This window comes from Rhizobium sp. BK399 (genome assembly GCF_014194695.1).
Lineage (GTDB): Bacteria > Pseudomonadota > Alphaproteobacteria > Rhizobiales > Rhizobiaceae > Rhizobium.
The window spans coordinates 91,713-110,656 of the sequence record NZ_JACIAH010000005.1 but is presented as its reverse complement, the minus strand read 5'-3'; the positions used below and the strand labels follow the sequence as shown (position 1 = coordinate 110,656).

Genomic DNA, 18,944 nt, shown 5'->3' with positions numbered 1-18,944 from the left:
GGTTTTGGAGAGGCAGGTGAACGATGGGACACGAGCAGGATGCTTGTGAGGGACAACATGGATACGCGGCACTTCCGTACGCTTTTCATTTCCGATGTGCATCTCGGCTCCAAGGCCGCGAAGGTGGACTTCCTGTTGGATTTTCTCAAGCATCACGACGCGGACACGATCTTTCTTGTCGGCGATATCGTCGATGGTTGGCGGCTGAAGCGAAGCTGGTACTGGCCGCAGGATTGCAACGACGTTGTGCAGAAGCTGCTGCGCAAAGCGCGCAAAGGCACGCGGGTTATCTATATCCCGGGCAATCACGACGAATTCCTCCGTGACTTTCCAGGCACCCATTTCGGCGGCATCGAGGTTGCCGAGCGGATGATGCACGAAACGGCCGACGGCAAGAAATACCTGGTCCTGCATGGCGACGAGTTCGACGTCGTCGTCCGCAATGCGCGCCTTCTCGCCTATCTCGGCGACTGGGCTTACGACATGGCGATCATGATCAACATCGGCCTGGCAGCGATCCGCCGCAAGATGGGTATGCCCTACTGGTCGTTTTCGGCGTGGGCCAAGCTGCAGGTCAAGCACGCTGTCAATTTCATAGGCGAGTTCCAGCGCGTCGTCGCCGACGAAGCCCGCAAGCATGGCGCAGACGGGGTGATCTGCGGTCACATCCATCATGCCGTGATGGAGGACATGGATGGCATCCGCTATATCAATACTGGCGACTGGGTCGAAAGCTGCACGGCGATTGCCGAACATCAGGATGGCACCTTCGAATTGATCGAGTGGCGTTCAATGAGCGGAATACAGCCAATCCCGATGGCTATCGGTCACCGCGAAAAGGAAGTCGCGCCGCAGGCTGCCTAGTCGCGGCCTTTGCTCCCGCAATTCACAGTATGAATTTAGCCCGTTGTGTCTTTGCGACAGGCCCTATTTATTTTCTAAAACGTTTTCGATGGGCAAGTTCTTGCCATAGTCGCCCTTAGGTTGACGTGCTAGGCAGCGTTCAGTTTCCTGCAGGTCCATCATGATTCCCGCTCAAAATCCTCCGGCAAGTGAGGGCGCGCCACCGCGCTTTCGGCTTCTCAGTGCCTTGTCTTACTGTGCGCCTTTGCTTGTTAATGGCGTTGCCTTGCCGTTCTTCCCGATGTGGCTCGCGCTGCACGAGTTCAACGATCATCAGATCGGCGTCATCCTGGCAGTGCCGATGGTCGTACGCGTGCTCGTTGCACCTATTGTCGCCATGTATGCCGACCGCATGAAGGAGCGGGCGGATGTATTGCTGTTTTCCGGAAGCCTGTCGCTGCTGACGGCGATTGCGCTTTACTGGACAAATACGTTCTGGCCAGTGCTGATCGTCTATACCATCCAGGGCGCGACTTTTGCCTGTTACGTCCCGGTCGTGGAATCGATCGTGATCTCGGGTGTAAGGCGCTGGGGGCTGGACTACGGGTCGATGCGGGTTTGGGGCTCGATCGCGTTTATTGTGTCCACCCTGATTGGCGGGCAGTTGATCGGGCATTGGGGCGGAGAGATGGTGCTGCCCGTGATGACCTTTGGTTTCGTCACGACAGTGGTCATGGCGATCTATTGTCCGCGGATTGGTCCGACACGCAGACGTGGCACGCCTGTCGATATTTCGGCGGCGACCGGGAGTTCGTTGCGTCAACCGCATCTGCTGGCCTTGCTGATCGGAGTCGCCATCCAGCAATCGAGCCACGCGGTTCTGCAGGCTTTTGCGTCGCTCTACTGGCGTGAACTCGGTTTTTCCGGCACGCAGATCGCTGTGCTGTGGAGCGCCGGCGTCGCGGCCGAGGTGACTGTGTTCTTTCTCTCGCGCCGGCTGAACCGTCGGTTCAGCGCCTGGACCTTGATTCGCTTCGGTGCGGCCGTCAGTGTCTGCCGCTGGATACTGTTCCCGATGCACTGGGGCTTCTGGGGCTTCTTTCTGCTCCAGTGCATGCATTCCTGCACTTATGCGTTCGTGCATACCGGCGTGCAACGCCGGATCGTTGCCACCGTCCAGGAGACCCAGGAATCGTCGGCCCAGGGCGCCTATTTCTTCTACAACGGCATGTTCCTGGGGCTGATGACAATTGCCTCCGGCTACCTCTACGCCTGGCTCGGCCTCGCCAGCTATTACGTCATGGCAGTGGTCGCCCTAACGGGCCTCGGTCTTGTTATCGCGGCTTATTATCTTCAGCCCCAGAGGGTGATCTCCGGCGGCCAGACGAGCGAGGCCGTGTAGCGCAAACCCGGGTCGCGGTCTCGAGCGAGAAGCAGCGGCCCGTCAAGGTCAACGAACTCAGCATCCTGCGCCAGCAGCACGGCAGGCGCCATTGCCAGTGACGTGCCGACCATGCAGCCGACCATGATTTGGAAATCAAGGCGTTGCGCCTCCTTTTTCATGGCCAGCGCCTCTGTCAGTCCGCCGGTTTTGTCGAGCTTGATATTGATCGCGTCGTAGCGGTCGCGAAGGCTCGCAAGATCGCCGGTGTGGTGGACGCTCTCATCCGCGCAGACGAGGACCGGCCGGCGAATCTCTGCAAGAAGTTCGTCCTTGCCTGCCGGCAGCGGTTGTTCGACCAAAGCGATACCCGCTTCGGCAGCAATGCGTAAATGGTGCTCCAGCGTGTCTTCCGGCCAGCCTTCATTGGCGTCGAGGATAATAGCCGCATCCGGCGCAGCGGCGCGAACAGCGCGGATTCGGCTTTCGTCGTCACCAGTGCCGACCTTGACTTTCAAGAGCGCGCGCCCGGCATTTGCGCGCGCCTGGTCCGCCATCACGTCGGGCTCGCCGAGGGAGATCGTGAAGGCGGTCGTCAGCGATTGGGGCTTGATCAGGCCGAGGCTCTTGGCGACCGTGTTGCCCGAACTCTTGGCCTCAAGGTCCCAGAGGGCGCAGTCCACTGCATTGCGTGCGGCTCCTGGCGGCATGGCGCGCTGTAGCTCCAGGCGCGTCAGGCCACCCTCGATCAACGGCCTTGCCGCTTCGATCTGTGCGGCAACACTCTCCATCGTCTCGCCGTAACGGCGATAGGGAACGCATTCGCCCCGGCCGGCGATCGGGTGCTCCCGGATTGTGCAGAGGATCACGTCTGCTGACGTCTTGGCGCCGCGCGAGATCGTAAACGTGCCTGAAATGGGGAAGGATTCCGTCTGAATTTCAAGTGACCGTGGCATATTTGCAATCCTGCGCGCATGGAAATTTGGTGTGGCTTGGGTATATTGATCCGAAGCGGCGAACCGTTAGTTCGCGAGTCGGCAATGTCGCCGTAAGCCTTGAAAGACACAAGCGTTTTGAAGTCCGAAACCCGTAACGCCGCGTCACTGCATGTGGACGACCAAACCCATGGATCGGGCCAGCTCGTTCATATCGAGGGGAACTGGCGGAGCGCGAACCTGCATCTCGTGTTGCGTGACTTCGAGAAGCTTACCGCCGCTCGATCTGGCGAAGTGACCCTCGATCTGTCGGGCGTGACCGATATCGACACGGCGGGTGTCTGGCTGCTCTGCCGGCTGAAGAAGCAAGTTGAGGGTGCGGGCGGTACCGTGCGCTTCGAAGGCAGCAACGAACATATCGACGAAATGATCGCGGAGTTTTCCGAAGAGCCGCCGCAGCTCGACCAGGAGCCGCAACGACGTCCAGGCTTGGCGGAACGAATCTTCGCGCCGATCGGCAAGATCACCTTCGATATCTGGAACAATCTCGCGGCCGCGATGTACATTCTCGGCTCCGCTGTCCGCGGCGCCCAAATGAAATTCGGGCGGGGTAGCGGCGTTTCGCCAGCGTCGATCGTCAACCAGATCGACCATATGGGCGTACGCGCGGTGCCGATCATATTGCTGATGTCGTTCCTGATCGGCGCGATCATCGCACAGCAGGGCGCCTTTCAGCTCCGCTACTTCGGCGCCGAAGTCTTCGTCGTCGATCTGGTTGGCATTCTGCAGCTTCGCGAAATCGGCGTGCTTCTGACGGCAATCATGATCGCCGGCCGTTCCGGTAGCGCCATTACCGCCGAAATCGGCTCGATGAAGATGCGCGAGGAGGTTGATGCGCTGAAGGTGATGGGGCTCAATCCCGTCGGCGTTCTCATTTTTCCGCGACTGGTTGCCCTGACTGTGGCGTTGCCGCTGCTGACCGTGATTGCGAACTTTGCTTCGCTCGCCGGTGCAGCCGTCGTCGCCTGGGCGTACTCCGGCATCACCTTCGCGAACTTCATCTCGCGCCTGCATGAAGCGATTACGCTGTCGACGGTCCTGTCCGGGATGATCAAGGCGCCGTTCATGGCGCTGGTTATCGGTATCGTCGCGGCGGTTGAAGGCTTAAAAGTAGGCGGCAGCGCCGAGTCGCTTGGACAGCACGTGACCGCTGCGGTCGTGAAGGCGATTTTCGTCGTTATCCTCATGGACGGGCTTTTTGCCATGTTCTATGCGGCCATCAATTTCTAAGGATTGTACGTGGACGGACAGCCTACACAGACCGGGAACAATGAAGGACGGGATGTCGTGCTGTCGGCGCGCGGCGTGACGGTCGCTTTCGGGTCCAAGGTCGTTCTCGACAATCTGAACCTCGATATCTATCGCGGCGAAATTCTTGGCTTTGTCGGCGCCTCGGGGACGGGCAAGTCGGTGCTGATGCGGACCGTGCTTCGGCTGCTGCCGCGCCGCTCGGGAAACATCAAGATTCTCGGCCAGGATTTCGACGAGCTCGACGAGCCGCAGCGCAATGCACTCGATATGCGGCTCGGCGTGCTCTTTCAGCAGGGAGCATTGTTTTCGTCGTTGACCGTGAAGGAGAACATCCAGGTGCCGATGCGCGAGTATCTGGACCTGCCGCAGTCGCTGATGGACGAACTGGCAAAATTGAAGATTCGACTGGTTGGGCTCGCGGCGGATGCTGCCGACAAATACCCGTCGGAGCTTTCGGGCGGCATGATTAAACGTGCGGCGCTTGCGCGCGCCTTGGCGCTCGACCCCGAACTGGTGTTCCTCGACGAGCCCACGTCAGGGCTCGACCCGATCGGTGCCGCGGAATTCGACGAGCTTATAGCGAGACTTAGGGACACGCTCGGGCTGACCGTCTACATGGTCACCCACGATCTCGACAGTCTCTTCTCGGTCTGTGATCGCATTGCTGTGCTTGGCAAGAAGCGGGTACTGGTCGAGGGAACGATCGACGACATGCTGGCCTACGACGATCCGTGGGTTCAGGCCTATTTCAAGGGCAAGCGGGCGCGTTCGATCGTGCCGCAGAGTGGCCACGCCGGCGAGAACAGCCTGGCGCAAGATAGCCGCGGGAAGTGAGCGGATACGATGGAAACAAAAGCGAACTACACGATTGTCGGCTTCTTCACGGTGCTCGTTATCGCAGCGGCGTTCGGTTTCGTGTATTGGATGGCCGAATACGGGCGTGGCGGTCCGACGGCGGAGCTGATCGTCCGCATTCCGGGCTCCGCGAACGGTTTGAGCGTCGGCTCGCCGGTGCGGTTCAACGGCATTCAGGTCGGCTCGGTCAAGTCGCTATCGATCGACGCCGATGATCCGAGCTTCTCACTCGCCTTCACCGAGGTGCGAGTCGACGCGCCGATCTATCCATCGACAAAAGCCATCCTGGAAATCCAGGGCTTGACGGGTGCGGCCTATATCGAACTCTCGGGCGGCAAGATCGGCGAAAAAAACATCCTTCAGCAATCGATCGATAGCGGCAAGCGAGCGGTGATCGTGGCGGATCAATCGAGTGTCACGAATCTGCTGGCGACAGCGGATAAGATTCTGGACCGCGCCAACGATGCCATCGGGCAGGTTCAGGGGTTTGTGAAAGACGCGCGCGGACCACTGACCAAAACGCTGCAGAACGCCGAGACGTTCTCCGACGCCTTGGCCAAGAACTCCGGCAACATCGACTCGTTCCTGCAAAGTGTCGGGCAGCTCTCCGATACCATTCGCAAGGTTTCTGGTCGCGTCGACTCGACGCTTGAGGCAATCGAGGCACTTGTGAAGGCCGTCGACGCGAAGAAGATCGATACCATTCTCAGCAATGCCGAGAAAGTTAGCCGCGACGTCGCGGATGCATCTGGCAACTTCAAGGGAGCGATCCAGAAGTTCCAGGAGACAGCAACGACCTACAACGACCTCGGCAAGAAGGCACAGGCGACACTCGACCGGGTGGATACGCTTGTAGCACAGATCGATCCGGCCAAGGTCAAAGGGTCCGTCGACGACATCTCGCAGGCGACCAAGGATGCGCGCACCGCTGTCGCCTCGATCAAGGACGTCGCGAACACGGTTGCTGCGCGACAGAAGGACATCGATCAGACAATCCAGAACGTGTCGCAAATGGCGAACAAGCTGAACTCGGCGTCCACGCGCGTCGACGGCATTCTAGTCAAGCTGGATGCGCTGCTCGGGACCGACAACACGCAGTCGCTTTTTGCGCAAGCGCGTGACACGCTTACCTCCTTCAAGAAGGTGGCCGACAACCTCAATTCTCGCATTGGCCCGATCGCCGACAATCTGCAGAAATTTTCCAGCGGTGGACTGCGAGATATGCAGTCGCTGATCAACGACACACGCTCCACCGTACAAAACCTTAGCAATGCGATCAGTGACTTCGACCGCAATCCGCAGCGGCTGATCTTCGGCGGCGATACTGTAAAGCAATATGACGGCCGGACGCGGCGTTAAAAGGGACATTAGGGGAGCGCATATGGCCGTATCGGATCTGGTTCAGCGTCGTTCGTGGCTATCGACAACCGCGATCGCGCTGCCGCTATTGGCAGGCCTTGCCGGCTGCGGAACCTCTGCAAAGAACGACACCTACGATCTATCCGGTTCGGTGACCGGCAGTGGACCAGCGGCGAAAGGCCGGCAAATCCTGGTGCAGCAGCCGACTGCACTGAAGGCGATCGACAGCGAGCAGATCGTCGTTCGGGTCGCTCCCTCGCAAATACAGTATCTTTCCAAGGCGCAATGGGGCGACAAGCTGCCGCGCATTGTTCAAGCGAAGCTGGTCGAGGCCTATGAGAACTCGGGCAAGGTCGGTGGCGTCGGTGTACCGGGCCAGGGGCTGGCTATCGACTACCAGCTCGTGACGGATATCCGGTCCTTTGAGATCGACACCACCAGTGGCAGCCGCGCGGTTGTCGAGATCTCAGCGAAGATATTGAATGATCGCAACGGTACCGTACGCACTCAGAAGGTGTTCAGACAGGTCGTGCCTGCCGGTGGCTCCAACGATGGCCTGGTGAAGGGCCTTGATGGTGCATTCTCGGCCGTAGCCGCTGAGATCGTCGCGTGGACGCTGCAGTCGATCTGATTCTTGCGTGGGCGCGGACGGCAAGCGCCGCAGGCCCATGGAGGCGTAGCCGCGACAAATAGACGGACGTGTGCGGCTTGGCCTGAAGTCTAAAGAAGGTCTTAGCCGAATCTTTGCAAGGGCAACTTCCGGAAATGCAAATGGCCGCCGAAAGGCGGCCATTTTTGATTTCCGAGCGCTTACTTCAGCCGTCCGGCTGCGTGGGCGAGCATCGTATAGACCTTGCCGGTGTCCGAGGTCAGATAGGACTGCGTGATCGTCTTGTCGCGATCGCCACGGGAGACATCGGCAAGCAGCTTCTCGAAGTCAGCGATATAGCGATCGACGGCGGTGCGGAATTCCGGCTCGCGATCGTACTTGCGCTTGATCTCGTCGAAGGTCTGCTGGCCCTTGAGCGTATAAAGCCGGCGGGTGAATACATCACGCTCGCCACGCTGATAGCGACGCCACAGATCGACCGATGCGTCATGATCGATCGCGCGGGCGATATCCACGGAAAGCGAATTCAAGGATTCGACGACGTGGCGTGGGTTGCGGCTGTCGGACGTGCGGGCCGGCGCCGGAGCGGGTGTCTCTGCGCGCGGTGCCGGTTGCCGCGCTGGAGCCTCCTCGGCGGCCTCTTCACGCGAGGCTCCGCGCAGGAGGTCGCTGATCCAGCCGCCGGTTGCCGGGGAGGCCGGAGCCGGTGCGGCCACAGGTGCCCGCTGCGGTGTTGTAGTGGCAGGCGCCGGCGGTGTCAGCGAGCCGCGTAGACCGAAGTTTTCGATCGGCGAGGGTGTCACGGCAGGAGTCGGAGCCGGGACCGCCGGAGGAGCCGGTTGGGGTGCCTGCTGGGCAACAGCGGGCTGGGCCGGACGCGGGGCAGGCTGAGGTTGCGGCTGCGGAATGGCACGCGGCGCAGGCTCGGAAATCTCCAGTTGCTGGGTCGAACGACCAACGATGTGGGAGATATCCTGCAGCGCCTTGATCTGCTCGGCCACGGCTCGGCGCATTGCGGCGGCGCTCTCCTTGGCTTCCTCGGGAAGGTCGAATGCACCGCGCTTCAACTCGCTGCGGGTCATATCGAGTTCCTTGCGGATATCGCCGGCGGAGCGGCGAATTTCCTCGGTAGCACCGGAGAAGCGGGCCACAGCCTCGTCGACTGCTTCGCGAAGCGATTCGCGCATCTGCTGGGCCGCACCGTCGGACTGGCGACCGGCTTCGCCAAGCATCCGCTCGACTTCCGAGAGCGATGCCGTCAGGCCACCGCGCAGGCGGTTGGAAAGCTCGCCGGAGCGGCGCTCGGCGTTGCCGAATGCGCCATCGATCGTTGCGTTGGCTTCCTCTCCGGCCTTTTCGAGGGCTGCGCGCATGGTCGCGGCTGCTTCCTCCGCACGCTTTTCGGTTTCAGAGAGAACGCGGCCTATGTCGGAGAACGAAGACTGCACGCTTTCACGCAGCGTCCCGCTGACCTGGTTGGAGCGCTGCTCGGCGCGGTCAAAGGCGGATTCGACCATGCCACCCAGAGAGCGCATCGTCTTTTCGATTTCCTCCGAGCGCTGGACGAGACCAACAGAAAGGTTCTGCAGCGCGGTTTCGCGATCCTCGAGGGTCGAGACGAGATTCGATTGAGCCGCCGCAAGCAGCCCGGATGCCTGGCTGAGGACCTTCGAATGCTCGTCGAAGCGACCGATGATCCCACCGACCTGGGCAAGCGTCTGGCCGGAGATATCGGAGAGACGATCGACCTTGCCCTCGAGCAGACGCGTCGATGCGGACACCATCTCAGCGGCCTTCGATGCGGACTCGGTGAAGCGCGAGGTCGTATCGCCGAGGCGGCCATCGACCGCGGCCAGATTCTCGGTCGCACGGCTCATCATCTGGCCCATGGCGGAACTGTTGTCCGACAGGCGCTCGATCAGCTGGTTGACGTTGGTAAGCAGGCTGCTTTCCATCGCATCGACGGCGGAAGACGCACTCTCGGTGCGTGCGGCAATCGCGTTGATCAAGGCTTCGTTTTCGCTGCGAAGGCGCTCGGTGCTCCGTTCGGTTGCCGCAGTGATGCGAGCGGCGGCGTCCTTGCCAGCCTCAGCGTAACGGTCGATCAGTGGGCGTGCGGTCTCGTCGAGGATGCGCGACAGCTCGGTGGAGCGGCCGGCAAGCATCGAGTTGAGTTCGCGCGTGCGGTCGTCCAGTGTCGTGCGGATGGCGCTGCCGCGTGCATCGAGCGCCTTTTCGACGTCCGTCAACGTCGAGTCGATTTCGCGTGTGCGATCTTCCAGGCTTGAGCGGATCGCGTTCCCACGCGCTTCCAGGGCGCGTTCCACTTCAGCCATAGTCGAGGCGATTCCCTCGCTTGCGTCGGAAATCGTCGTACGGATGCCGGCGCCATGGTTTTCGAAGGTCGCTTGTGCGTCGCCGAGAGCGCGGGAAATGGCACCAACCTGGCCACTGACCAAGGTCTCGGCTTCCGCGACTTTCTTGATGATTGCGTTGCCAGCTTCCGAGAAGGTTTGAGCGACGGCCGCTGCCTGGCCGGCGAGGCGGTTCTGGGCTTCCGAGACCCGACCGACGATCTGTTCGGAGCGTTCCTCGATTGCGCGGCTGAACTCGTTGCTTTTGCCTTCAAGGCTTTCGGCAAACTGCTGCCCCGTGCGGCCGAGGTTTTCGGCGGCGCGGGCGGCTTCGTCATCCATTCCCTGTGTCGTTTCAGCGACCGCGCTGCGCAGCGACGCAGCAAGGCCGGCGGCCTTGCCTTCAATTGTGCGGTTGACCGCATCCAGGCCGACCGTCAGGGCTCGGTCCATGGTCGACAGGCGTTCTTCGATGCGCGCACTGCCACGTTCCATTGCCTCGCCGATGCTTGCCGCGCGGCTGTCTATGCCGGAGGTCAGATTGGCCGTGCGGCTGTCGATTTCCGTCGTGAGGTTGGCGGTGCGGCCATCAAGCGTTTCGGCAAACTTTGCGGCGCTGTCGTTGAGCGCCGCCGCAATCCGGTCGGTTGCTTCTTCGCCAAGCGTTCCGAGGCGGGAGATACCGTCGGACAATGTGTCGGACAGGCGACCGCCAGCAGCATCGACCTGCTCGGCGACACCGCCGACGCCGTCACGAATGCGATTCTCGAGAGCGGCAAGGCCGGCTTCGACACGAGAGCCCGTTTCCGCAAAGCGGCCGGTCATGCCCTCGATGGACTGGTCGAGCTGCGAAGAGAAGGTTTCCGCCGACCGCGAGATCTCGCTAGCGGACTCCTGGAACCGACCGGCAATGTGGCCCGTGCTGTCGCGCAGCCGATCTTCGAGCGCCCGGGCGCTGTTGTCGATCGTCTGGCGAAGCGAGACCTCATGGTCTTCCAGCGACATTTCCAGCATGCCGACACTGGTCGCGATCGATGCGCCAATCGTCGTCGCCTGATCGGAGAGCGTGTCACTGATGCGGCTGTGCGCATCGCTGAGCGCCAGATTGATCGCCTGCTCGCGATCAGCGAGCGTCGAACGAATGCGCTCATGGGCCGATTCCAAGCCCCCTTCAATGCGCGTCGCGGCATTGCCGGTCAGAGCCTCGAAGCGATCGTGGGCGGCGGCAAGGCCTCCTTCGATCCGGGATGCGGCGCTGCCGTGCAGTGTCTCTAGTCGCTGATGCGCATCGCTCAAGCTGTATTCGATGCGGCTGGCGGCGCTGCCGGTGAGTTGCTCGATACGGTCTCCGCCGGTCGAAAGCGTGCCGGCCAGCGTCGCTGCGTGATCGCTCAGCGAACGCTCGAGGCGTTCCTGGCTCTCGGTGTAAGCGCTCCGAATTGCGTCGGACTTGTCCACGAGGGCGCCGGCAACGCGAGATTCTGCGCCAGCCACTGTGTCGAGCAACGCATTGGTGCGCGCTTCCAGCGCGTCGTCAAAGCGGCTCTGGCTTTCGCTGAAGGAGATCGCGAGCGCCATGGCCTTCTCGTCGAGCGTATCGGAAAGACGGTCCTGAACCGTGGCAATCGAATTGGCGATGGTATCGACGCGCCGCCCAAGCGCGTCCTCGATGCGGCTGTGACCCTCGTTCAATGATACGGCGAGCGCCATGACGCGATCATCGAGCGCTTCGGTGATCCGGTCATGACCGCCGGTGAGTGAATGGCTGATCGCGTCAGCATGATGACCGAGCGTGTCTTCGAGACGGGTCTGGCTCTCGTTCAGGGAAATGGCGAGCGCCATTGCCCTATCGTCGAGAGCTTCCGTGAGCTTCTCGTGGCCGCCGGCGATCTGGTTGGAGATCGTTTCGACATGGTGACCGAGCGCGTCGGCAAGGCGGGATTGTCCCTCGTTGAGGGAGATGGCGAGCGCCATCGCCTTGTCATCCAGAACGTCGCTGAGCTTCTCGTGGCTGCCGGTGAGCTGGTTTGCGACCTTCTCGACATGGTGGCTGAGCGTGTCGGCGAGGCGGGACTGCCCCTCGTTCAACGAGATGGCGAGCGACATCGCCTTGTCGTCAAGGACTTCGCTGAGTTTGTCATGGCCGCCTGCGAGCTGGTTTGCGACGGTCTCAATATGGTGACTAAGTGTATCGGCGAGGCGGGATTGGCCCTCATTGAGCGAAATGGCGAGCGTCATCGCCTTTTCATCAAGAGTGTCGGCGAACCGTTCGTGGCCGCTGGCCATCGAAGCCGCGATCGAGTCGGCACGCTTGGCGATCGTATCCTCGAAGCGGTTCTGGCTTTCGTCGAGCGAGATCGCGAGTGTCATCGCCTTGTCGTCGAGCGTTTCGGCAAGGCGCTCATGGCTGCCGGCGACGGCGTTGATGATTGCTTCGGAACGGCTTGCAAGGGTGCTCTCGAATCGTTCCTGGCTGTCGGCGAGGGCTGTCGTCAGCGCGCCACCGCGATTGGCCATGACGCCGTCGATCCGTTCGTGCGCCGAGTCGAGCGCCTGCGTAATATCAGCGGCGCGCCTCGAGATCATCGTGTTCAGATCGTCGGCACGGCCAAACGCCGAAGTGATCTGCTCGGTACCGGCGGATACCGCGGAACTCAGGTCGGAGGTCGTGGACAGCAGCGTGTCGCGGAACTCCGTCGCCCGCGCCGAGAGGTTGTTGTGAAGTTCCGACGTGCCGGATGCCAGCGCCAGCGAGATTTCGGAGGTTGCGTGGCTTAACGCCGACGTCATACCCGTCGTGTGGGTATGGATCGCTTCGGTAACCTCGGAAACCTTGCCTGCCAGCGAGCTTTCCATGACTTCCTGGCTGGTCGCGAGGGCCGTTGCCAGTGCGAAGGACTGGTCGGTCAGCGATGCGCCAAGCCGGTCGATGCTCGAGCTCAGAATGCCGTTCAGGGACTCCGAGCCACCGGTCATAGTCTCGTTGATGCGATTCAGGCTCTCCATGAGCTTCGTATCGAGCGAGCCGGCCCGCTTGTCGAAGGCGTTGGCGAATTCAGCAACGCGTTCATCGAACGAGGTCGACAGCTGCGCGACCGTCGCCTGCAGTCTCTCGTCGAAGAAGCCGGAGCGCAGGTCGAGATCCATGATAGTGTCGTCGACACTGGATTGCAGGCTTTGGCGGAAGCTCGAACCCTTCTCGTCGAGAGCACTGTTCAGCTTGGAGAGGACGTCATCAAGCGTGGTGCTGATCGTGCGTTCGCCGCCCGTCAGGCTCTCATTGATCTCGCGGGTGCGGGCAATCAGGATCTCGTTCAGCTGACGGGCACGGTCGTTCAACGCCGCGTTCAGCTTTTCGGCGTTGCTGTCCATCGTGGACGCACGCGTTTCGAACTGACGAAGGATCTGATCTCCGTGTTCGCTCAGGCTCGACGTGAGAGAGTCCAACCGTGTGTCGAATTCGTTGGTGAGCGCGAAGCCGGAGGAGGTCAGCGTTTGCAGCAGCGAATCCGTCTTAGCCGCGAGCAGCGTGCCCAGCGACTGGATCGCCGACTCCGATTTTTCAGTGATCGCCGCGGCGCGGGTGTCGATCATCGACGCGAAGGCTTCGCCGGAGGTTGCGAGGCGTACCGCGATTTCCTCTGTCGCAAGCGACAGGTCTTCCTTGAGCTGATCGTGGACGCCTGAGATCGACGTACGAATGCGCTCGGCGTGGTTGACGATCGCTTCGCGCTCCGAGCCAAGCTCGTGTACGAGGCCGCGCACGCGCAACTCGTTGTCGGCGTAGCTGCGCTCGAGCGCGTTGACCTCGGAGTGGACGAGGGTTTCCAGTTCGGACGCACGGGCAATGGTGCGCTCGATGCCCTCGTTCATTGCCGAGACTTCGCGGCGAACCGCCTGGCCGACCGTCATGATGCGTTCGGAGGCAACGGTCTCAGGCTCCGAGAGGCGGAGCGCAACTTCGGCCATGGAGCGTGCGGCATTGCGCATGTCCTGGGCGCGGGCCATCATGACCGCGAAGGCATAAAACAACAGCACCGGCACGATAATGCCGATAAAGCCGGCGATGACGCCGGGCAGTCCCAAAAGATCGGCGATCGATCGGATCTGCCAGATCTGCGGCGAATAGAGCAGGGCCATCAGGCCGAGTCCGCCGACGATCCACAAAAGCGACACGAGGGTTGCATTGCGCATAGCCGATCGGCTGGAGCCGTTCTCGAGGGACTTCAGAAGCGAAGCCGGCGATATGCGGTTGGCGTCGTTGGCGGCGAAGGATGGAGCGCGTGACGGCTGTTCGGGCTGGCGAGGCGTGCTAGCAGCGCGGGCGCGCTTGGCATCGGTCTGGTTCTGCTGATTGCGGGCACTTGGTGTTTCGGACAATTTGGCCTCCGGGGCGTCGGTCTTGCCGTTGCGAGACAGCGTATCGTCTTCTCCGAAGTCGATCTGGAGCGCTTCGTCCAATGCCTTGAACGCCTTGTCCTCGATCGACTCGTTGTACTTGTTGTTCGCCATTTACGTTACGCCTCGTTACATCCCAGCCGGTTCAACAACGCATCCGGGCTTCCCGCCGAGCCCGAACAAAACCTTAGCCTCTGAGCCCGCCCGTCCACGCTGCCGAGGACGGATAAGCATATCATTTCAGAGTGGATAGCTGCTTTTTCATACAGACGGTATCAAAACATTACCATTATCCACTTGGCGAGCAAAGGCAGGGACCGGAGAGCTCGCCCAGTAGTATCGTAGTGACACATCCGGGACTGCTAGACAATTAACGCAACCAGTCAAATCCCCCGATATTAAGGTCTTGTTAACACCATTTAACAAACGTGCGCACTTAAAAACCAAAGGGTTAACGAGGTTTAGTCGATGTTAACCATATCCTGAGAAATCCGCCCCGAATGTGCCGGAATTTAACGCGATGCCCACATGGCGCCCGCACGATCATCTAACAGCGGGGCTAGACGACCGGAGAATTGGCACATGGCAGCAGTCAGTATTGCGTTTGCGGCACCCGACAATTGCAAGGGTCCACGCCCATCGCAGGAGCGTCCCGTGGATCTTGTGCATTTGGCAAACCAGACAATGGGCGACAAGAGCCTGGAAATCGAAGTTCTGCAGATGTTTGCGCGGCAGGCGCGCGCTTGCCTGCACGAAATATCTTCCGGCGACATCAAGACGATTGAAGCTGCGGCGCATCGCCTGAAGGGCGCTGCCAGCGCGGTCGGCGCGTTCCGCGTTCATGCGGCCGCTGAGGCGCTCGAGGGCAATTGCGGCGACGCTGCAACGATGGCGGCGGTTGGCATTGCGGTGATTGAGGCCGAGAATTTCATTCTCAAGCTTTGCCGTTAAGCGACGCAAGTCGGCCGCAGAAATCGGCCCGCTGATCCATTTCGGAGCAGCGGGTCTTTTTGTGACCGTCAGCGTGACGCATTTTGACAAGCGCGTCGCTTCCCAATCTGTGATGAAGGGTATCAGCGGTCGATGTTGACTGCCTCGACGATTTGTTGGAAGAAAAAATCCAGACCCTCCCATTGACGACTACCGGAAATCACTATGCCCAAACTGACTATTGTCGCCTTCGACGGCACGCGCTTTGATCTTGATGTCGACCAGGGATCGACCGTTATGGAAAATGCCGTGCGCAATTCGGTGCCGGGCATCGAGGCCGAGTGTGGCGGCGCCTGTGCGTGCGCGACCTGTCACGTCTACGTCGACGACGAGTGGACGGAGCGCGTCGGTCCACCTGAGGCGATGGAAGAAGACATGCTCGATTTCGCGTTTGACGTGCGTCCGACGTCGCGCCTCTCCTGTCAGATCAGAATGAAGGCCGTCCTGGACGGACTCATCGTCCACGTGCCCGAGCGTCAGGCCTGATCGCCACTCCGCACAAAAAAAGCCTCGCTGGCCGTTAGACGAGCGAGGCGAGGTAGGCGCATTACCTACGGACGAGGGAGGATCGTCCGCGGCTTCGCAACGCGCCAGGAGAACCCAGGAGTGAAAGTTCGGGCTTACGAACCTGAACTTTCGAATGTCTGAATATTAGCGCGTTGTAGTTGATTTAGCTAGACCGAGAAATAACCAGTAAATCACTGGGGCGACTGCAGTTTCACACAAGTTTCGTTACGCGGCTAAACTTCTGTGATCGCCTTAAGCTTGAGAATCGGCTATCTTTCGCCGCCGGATGTTTTCATCCGATTGTTCAGAAGTCTTATCATCCGGTTCTGAAAATTGACGGCCTCGATTCGGTCGAATCGGGCCTGCAGCCTGTCGTGTTCGTCGATTCCGCGTGTCGAGACATCGGTGACCAGTTCCTGCATGCGTTCGCAAGTGGACTGTGGTGGAAGGGCGAGGATCTGCCTTTCCATGATGCGCGCCTGGTTTCGAGCAATCTCGGCATGCCGCTCCTCGTGCCGCCTGATGTCGCTCGACAGAGCGTCCCATATCATCGACAACTGCTTGCTCGCACCTCTGCGGTTGGTCCAGCGGGGAAGGATAATCTGTGTGTGGACCGTGACCTTGGCGCTGCCTACCCGGCATCGCCCTCCCGCCTGGACATAGGTGGCGTCGCCGCCAAAGCGAATCTTGGTGGCTCCCGGGTGACGAGCTGACGAACCGCTCGCGGTCGGTCCGTTGCTGCTCAGTTGCTGATCCAGTTGGTCGGCGGTTTTGCCCTTGATGGTGAAGTATGAGTAGCTTCGCGTCGCGATGACGGCAGCGGCAGCTGGACCGCAGGCGGCTATGGCCATGGAAAACCCGAGGAGGAGCGGCATATAACGCGGTACGAAAAGCATTCTGCAGATACTCATGTTGAAGTTTGCCGGAGCTTGGGGCATAGCCACGACCAGCGCAATATCGCTGGCGCTTTTTTCGATCGATAGGATGAATGCCGTTGACACAGCTTAGGAGCAGTTTCTGGCGCGTCGGGCATGGTCGTGAGGTCGAACTGGGCGCGCGTTCCGTGCTCATGGCGATCGTCAATGTGACACCGGATTCCTTTTCCGACGGCGGGCGATATGAGAGCGTCGAAGGGGCTGTCGCACATGCGCTCGAAGCTGCGAACCAGGGAGCTCACATCATCGATATCGGCGGGGAGTCGACACGCCCGGGCGCTGCCGCCGTTACTCCCTCTGAAGAGCAGGCGCGGGTGCTGCCGGTCATCGAGGCGCTGCGTGGTAAGACTGACGCGCTGATTTCGATCGATACGTATCGGGCCGAGACCGCGCGGCTTGCCGTCGGCGCCGGCGCGCACATCATCAACGACGTATTCGGGCTCCAGAAGGAGCCGGAAATCGGGAATATTGCTGCCGATACCGGTGCGGGGCTGTGCCTGATGCACACCGGTCGCGACCGGGACAAGCTTCCGGACGTGATTGCCGACCAGTTTGCTTTCCTGGAGCGCTCGCTCGAAATCGCTACCGCAGCTGGGGTACGTAAGGATCACGTCGTGCTGGATCCCGGCTTCGGCTTTGCGAAGGACACGCAGGAAAACATCGAGCTGATGGCCCGTTTCGGCGAACTGCACCGCTTGGGATTTCCGCTGCTTGCCGGAACCTCGCGCAAACGGTTTGTCGGCGCCGTCACCGGCAGGGAAGCCGCCGATCGAGACGTTGGGACGGCGGCGACGAGCGCGCTGCTGCGTCTGGCGGGAGCCAGCATTTTTCGCGTACACGATGTCGCAATCAACAGGGACGCTCTGGCCATCGCCGATGCTATGCTTGCGGCGCGCTGTAGCTTCGAGCAGGGAACCTTGGCATGAGCACCACCTACACCATCACGCTTCAGAACTGTGCCTTCTTTGCCCGGCATGGCGTTCACGACGAAGAGGAATTTCTCGGTCAGCGTTTCTTCGTGGATGCCGAACTCGACGTTGTCGCCGGCGATGCACTGCAGAGCGATTCGATCAACGATACCGTCAACTATGGGATCGCATTCACGGTGATCGAGGAGATTGTCACCGGCAAGCGTCGGTATCTGATCGAGGCGCTTGCGCTTGATATCGCCAAGGGGCTGTGTTCGACATTTCCGCAGATCAAGCGTGCAGAAATCACGGTCCGCAAGCCCAACGCGCCGGTGCCGGGCGTTCTTGATTTCGTTCAGGTGAGCGTCGAACACTTTGCCTGAGGCTACTTTCGATACCGCCACGCTCGGACTTGGCGGCAATCTCGGCGATCCCGTCCACGCCATGGCCCTCGCGCTGAGGGCACTTGACCAGAGGCGCGACTGTCACGTTGTCGCTGTCTCGCGGCTTTATCGCACCCCGCCGTGGGGAAAGACCGACCAGTCCTATTTTTTCAATGCTTGTGCCGCGGTCAAGACGACGCTTGGTCCCGAGGCGCTTCTCGATGTCTGCCTTGATATCGAGCGGGGCATGAAGCGCGAGCGCATCGAGCGCTGGGGGCCGCGGACGCTGGACATTGATATTCTGACCTACGGCGATGTGGCACAATCGGCGCCGCGGCTGGAGCTTCCGCATCCACGCATGACGGATCGTGGATTCGTGCTTATGCCGCTCGCTGATATTGCCCCGGATCTGCGGGTCAGCGGCGCGACCGTTCGTCAATGGCTGGCAAAGGCAGATGTGCAGGGGATCGAAATAGCTGACCAGACCGGCGAGTGGTGGCATACGGCCTGAAACAACAAAGCGGCGGAAAATCCGTCGCTTTGCAAAGACTTATCCTGACGCTCTATTCGACAGAGCCGACGGTGATTTCGTCGACCTGACGCGTCAACGTAAGGCCGATCACCGGGACCATTTGGCTTTCGACCTTCACCGATACGGTAACGTTCATTGTCTTGTCGTCGCGGACGCGGGCGATCATCGCGCCGTTGAGCTTGGAGCGGTTGAGACCGACAACCACAGTATCCGGCGTCACCGCACCCGAGACGACGTCAAGCCCCTTGCCCTCGGCGCCATCAAGGAACTTGCCCTTGTAGGAATTGCCGGACTGGGTGATCAGCGCCGTCATGGGTTGCTTGAAGACACCGACCCTGCAGCTCCCGTCGAGCTTGATCCCCGTGCCGCCGGCGCTTACCGGTTCGCCAACGAGGTTGCAGGTGAATTTCGTACCCTTGTACTTGCCAGCGACGATCTCGCCGGGACCTCGCCAGGTGCCGGCGATTGACTCGAAGAAGGCCTTATCCCGTGTTGCCGCCGTTGCGGACGGAGCCATGTCGGCGACCGGTGACAACGCCACGGCAGCGAGCCCGAAAAGAAGAAGAAACTTGCGCGAATACATGGATTTTCCCTAGCGACACCATCGCTTAACTGGTTCCAAGTTTTGCCGCAGAATGGTTAA

15 protein-coding genes are annotated in these 18,944 nt (G+C 60.7%); 11 read left to right on the top strand and 4 right to left on the bottom strand.

The features are described from left to right. The first annotated feature begins 39 nt into the window (after positions 1-39). Positions 40-864 (top strand): UDP-2,3-diacylglucosamine diphosphatase, encoded by an 825-nt coding sequence (locus FHT97_RS13050; RefSeq protein WP_114712829.1) that lies wholly within the window; start codon positions 40-42, stop codon positions 862-864. 160 nt (positions 865-1,024) lie between these two features. Beyond that, entirely contained in the window at positions 1,025-2,245 is a 1,221-nt protein-coding gene (locus FHT97_RS13045; protein ID WP_183862671.1) for an MFS transporter, read from the top strand. Here FHT97_RS13045 and dgcA read toward each other — a convergent pair. Further along, positions 2,197-3,180: an N-acetyl-D-Glu racemase DgcA gene (gene dgcA / locus FHT97_RS13040; protein WP_183862669.1), complete on the bottom strand. Its 984-nt coding sequence runs from the start codon at positions 3,178-3,180 to the stop codon at positions 2,197-2,199. The two genes, FHT97_RS13045 and dgcA, sit on opposite strands and share 49 nt — an antisense overlap. Before the next feature lie 99 nt (positions 3,181-3,279). Between dgcA and FHT97_RS13035 the strand changes: the two genes are divergently transcribed. The 4 genes from FHT97_RS13035 to FHT97_RS13020 are packed head-to-tail and all read left to right on the top strand — an operon-like array spanning position 3,280 to position 7,315. After that, positions 3,280-4,449, top strand: coding sequence for an MlaE family lipid ABC transporter permease subunit (locus FHT97_RS13035; RefSeq protein ID WP_183862667.1), 1,170 nt, complete (start codon positions 3,280-3,282; stop codon positions 4,447-4,449). Between the two features lie 9 nt (positions 4,450-4,458). After that, positions 4,459-5,304, top strand: a complete 846-nt coding sequence (locus FHT97_RS13030) for an ABC transporter ATP-binding protein (protein ID WP_183757488.1) — start codon at positions 4,459-4,461, stop codon at positions 5,302-5,304. Between the two features lie 9 nt (positions 5,305-5,313). Next, positions 5,314-6,684 carry an MlaD family protein gene (locus FHT97_RS13025; protein ID WP_183757487.1) on the top strand — a complete coding sequence of 457 codons (1,371 nt, stop codon included), beginning with the start codon at positions 5,314-5,316 and terminating at the stop codon, positions 6,682-6,684. Between the two features lie 22 nt (positions 6,685-6,706). After that, positions 6,707-7,315 carry an ABC-type transport auxiliary lipoprotein family protein gene (locus FHT97_RS13020; protein ID WP_183862665.1) on the top strand — a complete coding sequence of 203 codons (609 nt, stop codon included), beginning with the start codon at positions 6,707-6,709 and terminating at the stop codon, positions 7,313-7,315. A 179-nt stretch (positions 7,316-7,494) separates the two neighbouring features. Here FHT97_RS13020 and FHT97_RS13015 read toward each other — a convergent pair whose 3' ends face one another. Further along, entirely contained in the window at positions 7,495-14,160 is a 6,666-nt protein-coding gene (locus FHT97_RS13015) for a hypothetical protein (protein ID WP_183862663.1), read from the bottom strand. A gap of 468 nt (positions 14,161-14,628) precedes the next feature. On the opposite strand from FHT97_RS13015, the gene FHT97_RS13010 reads away from it, so the two are divergent. Both FHT97_RS13010 and FHT97_RS13005 read left to right on the top strand, forming a co-directional pair. Next, positions 14,629-14,997, top strand: coding sequence for an Hpt domain-containing protein (locus FHT97_RS13010; protein ID WP_183757484.1), 369 nt, complete (start codon positions 14,629-14,631; stop codon positions 14,995-14,997). A 204-nt stretch (positions 14,998-15,201) separates the two neighbouring features. Next, positions 15,202-15,522, top strand: coding sequence for a 2Fe-2S iron-sulfur cluster-binding protein (locus FHT97_RS13005; protein WP_027511814.1), 321 nt, complete (start codon positions 15,202-15,204; stop codon positions 15,520-15,522). A 290-nt stretch (positions 15,523-15,812) separates the two neighbouring features. Here the strand turns inward: FHT97_RS13005 and FHT97_RS13000 are convergent, their stop codons facing one another. Then, positions 15,813-16,439, bottom strand: coding sequence for a DUF922 domain-containing protein (locus tag FHT97_RS13000; protein ID WP_183863016.1), 627 nt, complete (start codon positions 16,437-16,439; stop codon positions 15,813-15,815). A 98-nt stretch (positions 16,440-16,537) separates the two neighbouring features. Between FHT97_RS13000 and folP the strand changes: the two genes are divergently transcribed. From folP to folK, 3 genes are read left to right on the top strand one after another with little or no spacing between them, the layout of a single operon-like run. Continuing rightward, the gene (gene folP / locus FHT97_RS12995; RefSeq protein WP_183862661.1) at positions 16,538-17,404 is read left to right on the top strand and encodes a dihydropteroate synthase; all 867 of its coding nucleotides are present in this window, start codon (positions 16,538-16,540) and stop codon (positions 17,402-17,404) included. Continuing rightward, entirely contained in the window at positions 17,401-17,769 is a 369-nt protein-coding gene (gene folB / locus FHT97_RS12990) for a dihydroneopterin aldolase (protein WP_183862660.1), read from the top strand. The genes folP and folB overlap by 4 nt, the downstream gene beginning before the upstream one ends. Continuing rightward, a complete protein-coding gene (folK, locus tag FHT97_RS12985; RefSeq protein ID WP_183862658.1) occupies positions 17,762-18,280 on the top strand; it encodes a 2-amino-4-hydroxy-6-hydroxymethyldihydropteridine diphosphokinase in 519 nt (172 codons plus the stop codon). Before folB ends, folK begins: the two co-directional genes overlap by 8 nt. A 52-nt stretch (positions 18,281-18,332) precedes the next feature. Here the strand turns inward: folK and FHT97_RS12980 are convergent, their stop codons facing one another. Next, the gene (locus FHT97_RS12980; RefSeq protein WP_183757480.1) at positions 18,333-18,884 is read right to left on the bottom strand and encodes a hypothetical protein; all 552 of its coding nucleotides are present in this window, start codon (positions 18,882-18,884) and stop codon (positions 18,333-18,335) included. Positions 18,885-18,944: the final 60 nt, after the last annotated feature.

Excerpts from the sequence above, each read along its gene's own strand:
- FHT97_RS13050 (WP_114712829.1), top strand. The coding sequence starts at position 40 with ATGCTTGTGAGGGACAACATGGATACGCGGCACTTCCGTACGCTTTTC.
- FHT97_RS13045 (WP_183862671.1), top strand. The coding sequence starts at position 1,025 with ATGATTCCCGCTCAAAATCCTCCGGCAAGTGAGGGCGCGCCACCGCGC.
- dgcA (WP_183862669.1), bottom strand. The coding sequence starts at position 3,180 with ATGCCACGGTCACTTGAAATTCAGACGGAATCCTTCCCCATTTCAGGC.
- FHT97_RS13025 (WP_183757487.1), top strand. The coding sequence starts at position 5,314 with ATGGAAACAAAAGCGAACTACACGATTGTCGGCTTCTTCACGGTGCTC.
- FHT97_RS13020 (WP_183862665.1), top strand. The coding sequence starts at position 6,707 with ATGGCCGTATCGGATCTGGTTCAGCGTCGTTCGTGGCTATCGACAACC.
- FHT97_RS13015 (WP_183862663.1), bottom strand. The coding sequence starts at position 14,160 with ATGGCGAACAACAAGTACAACGAGTCGATCGAGGACAAGGCGTTCAAG.
- FHT97_RS13010 (WP_183757484.1), top strand. The coding sequence starts at position 14,629 with ATGGCAGCAGTCAGTATTGCGTTTGCGGCACCCGACAATTGCAAGGGT.
- FHT97_RS13005 (WP_027511814.1), top strand. The coding sequence starts at position 15,202 with ATGCCCAAACTGACTATTGTCGCCTTCGACGGCACGCGCTTTGATCTT.
- FHT97_RS13000 (WP_183863016.1), bottom strand. The coding sequence starts at position 16,439 with ATGCTTTTCGTACCGCGTTATATGCCGCTCCTCCTCGGGTTTTCCATG.
- folB (WP_183862660.1), top strand. The coding sequence starts at position 17,401 with ATGAGCACCACCTACACCATCACGCTTCAGAACTGTGCCTTCTTTGCC.
- FHT97_RS12980 (WP_183757480.1), bottom strand. The coding sequence starts at position 18,884 with ATGTATTCGCGCAAGTTTCTTCTTCTTTTCGGGCTCGCTGCCGTGGCG.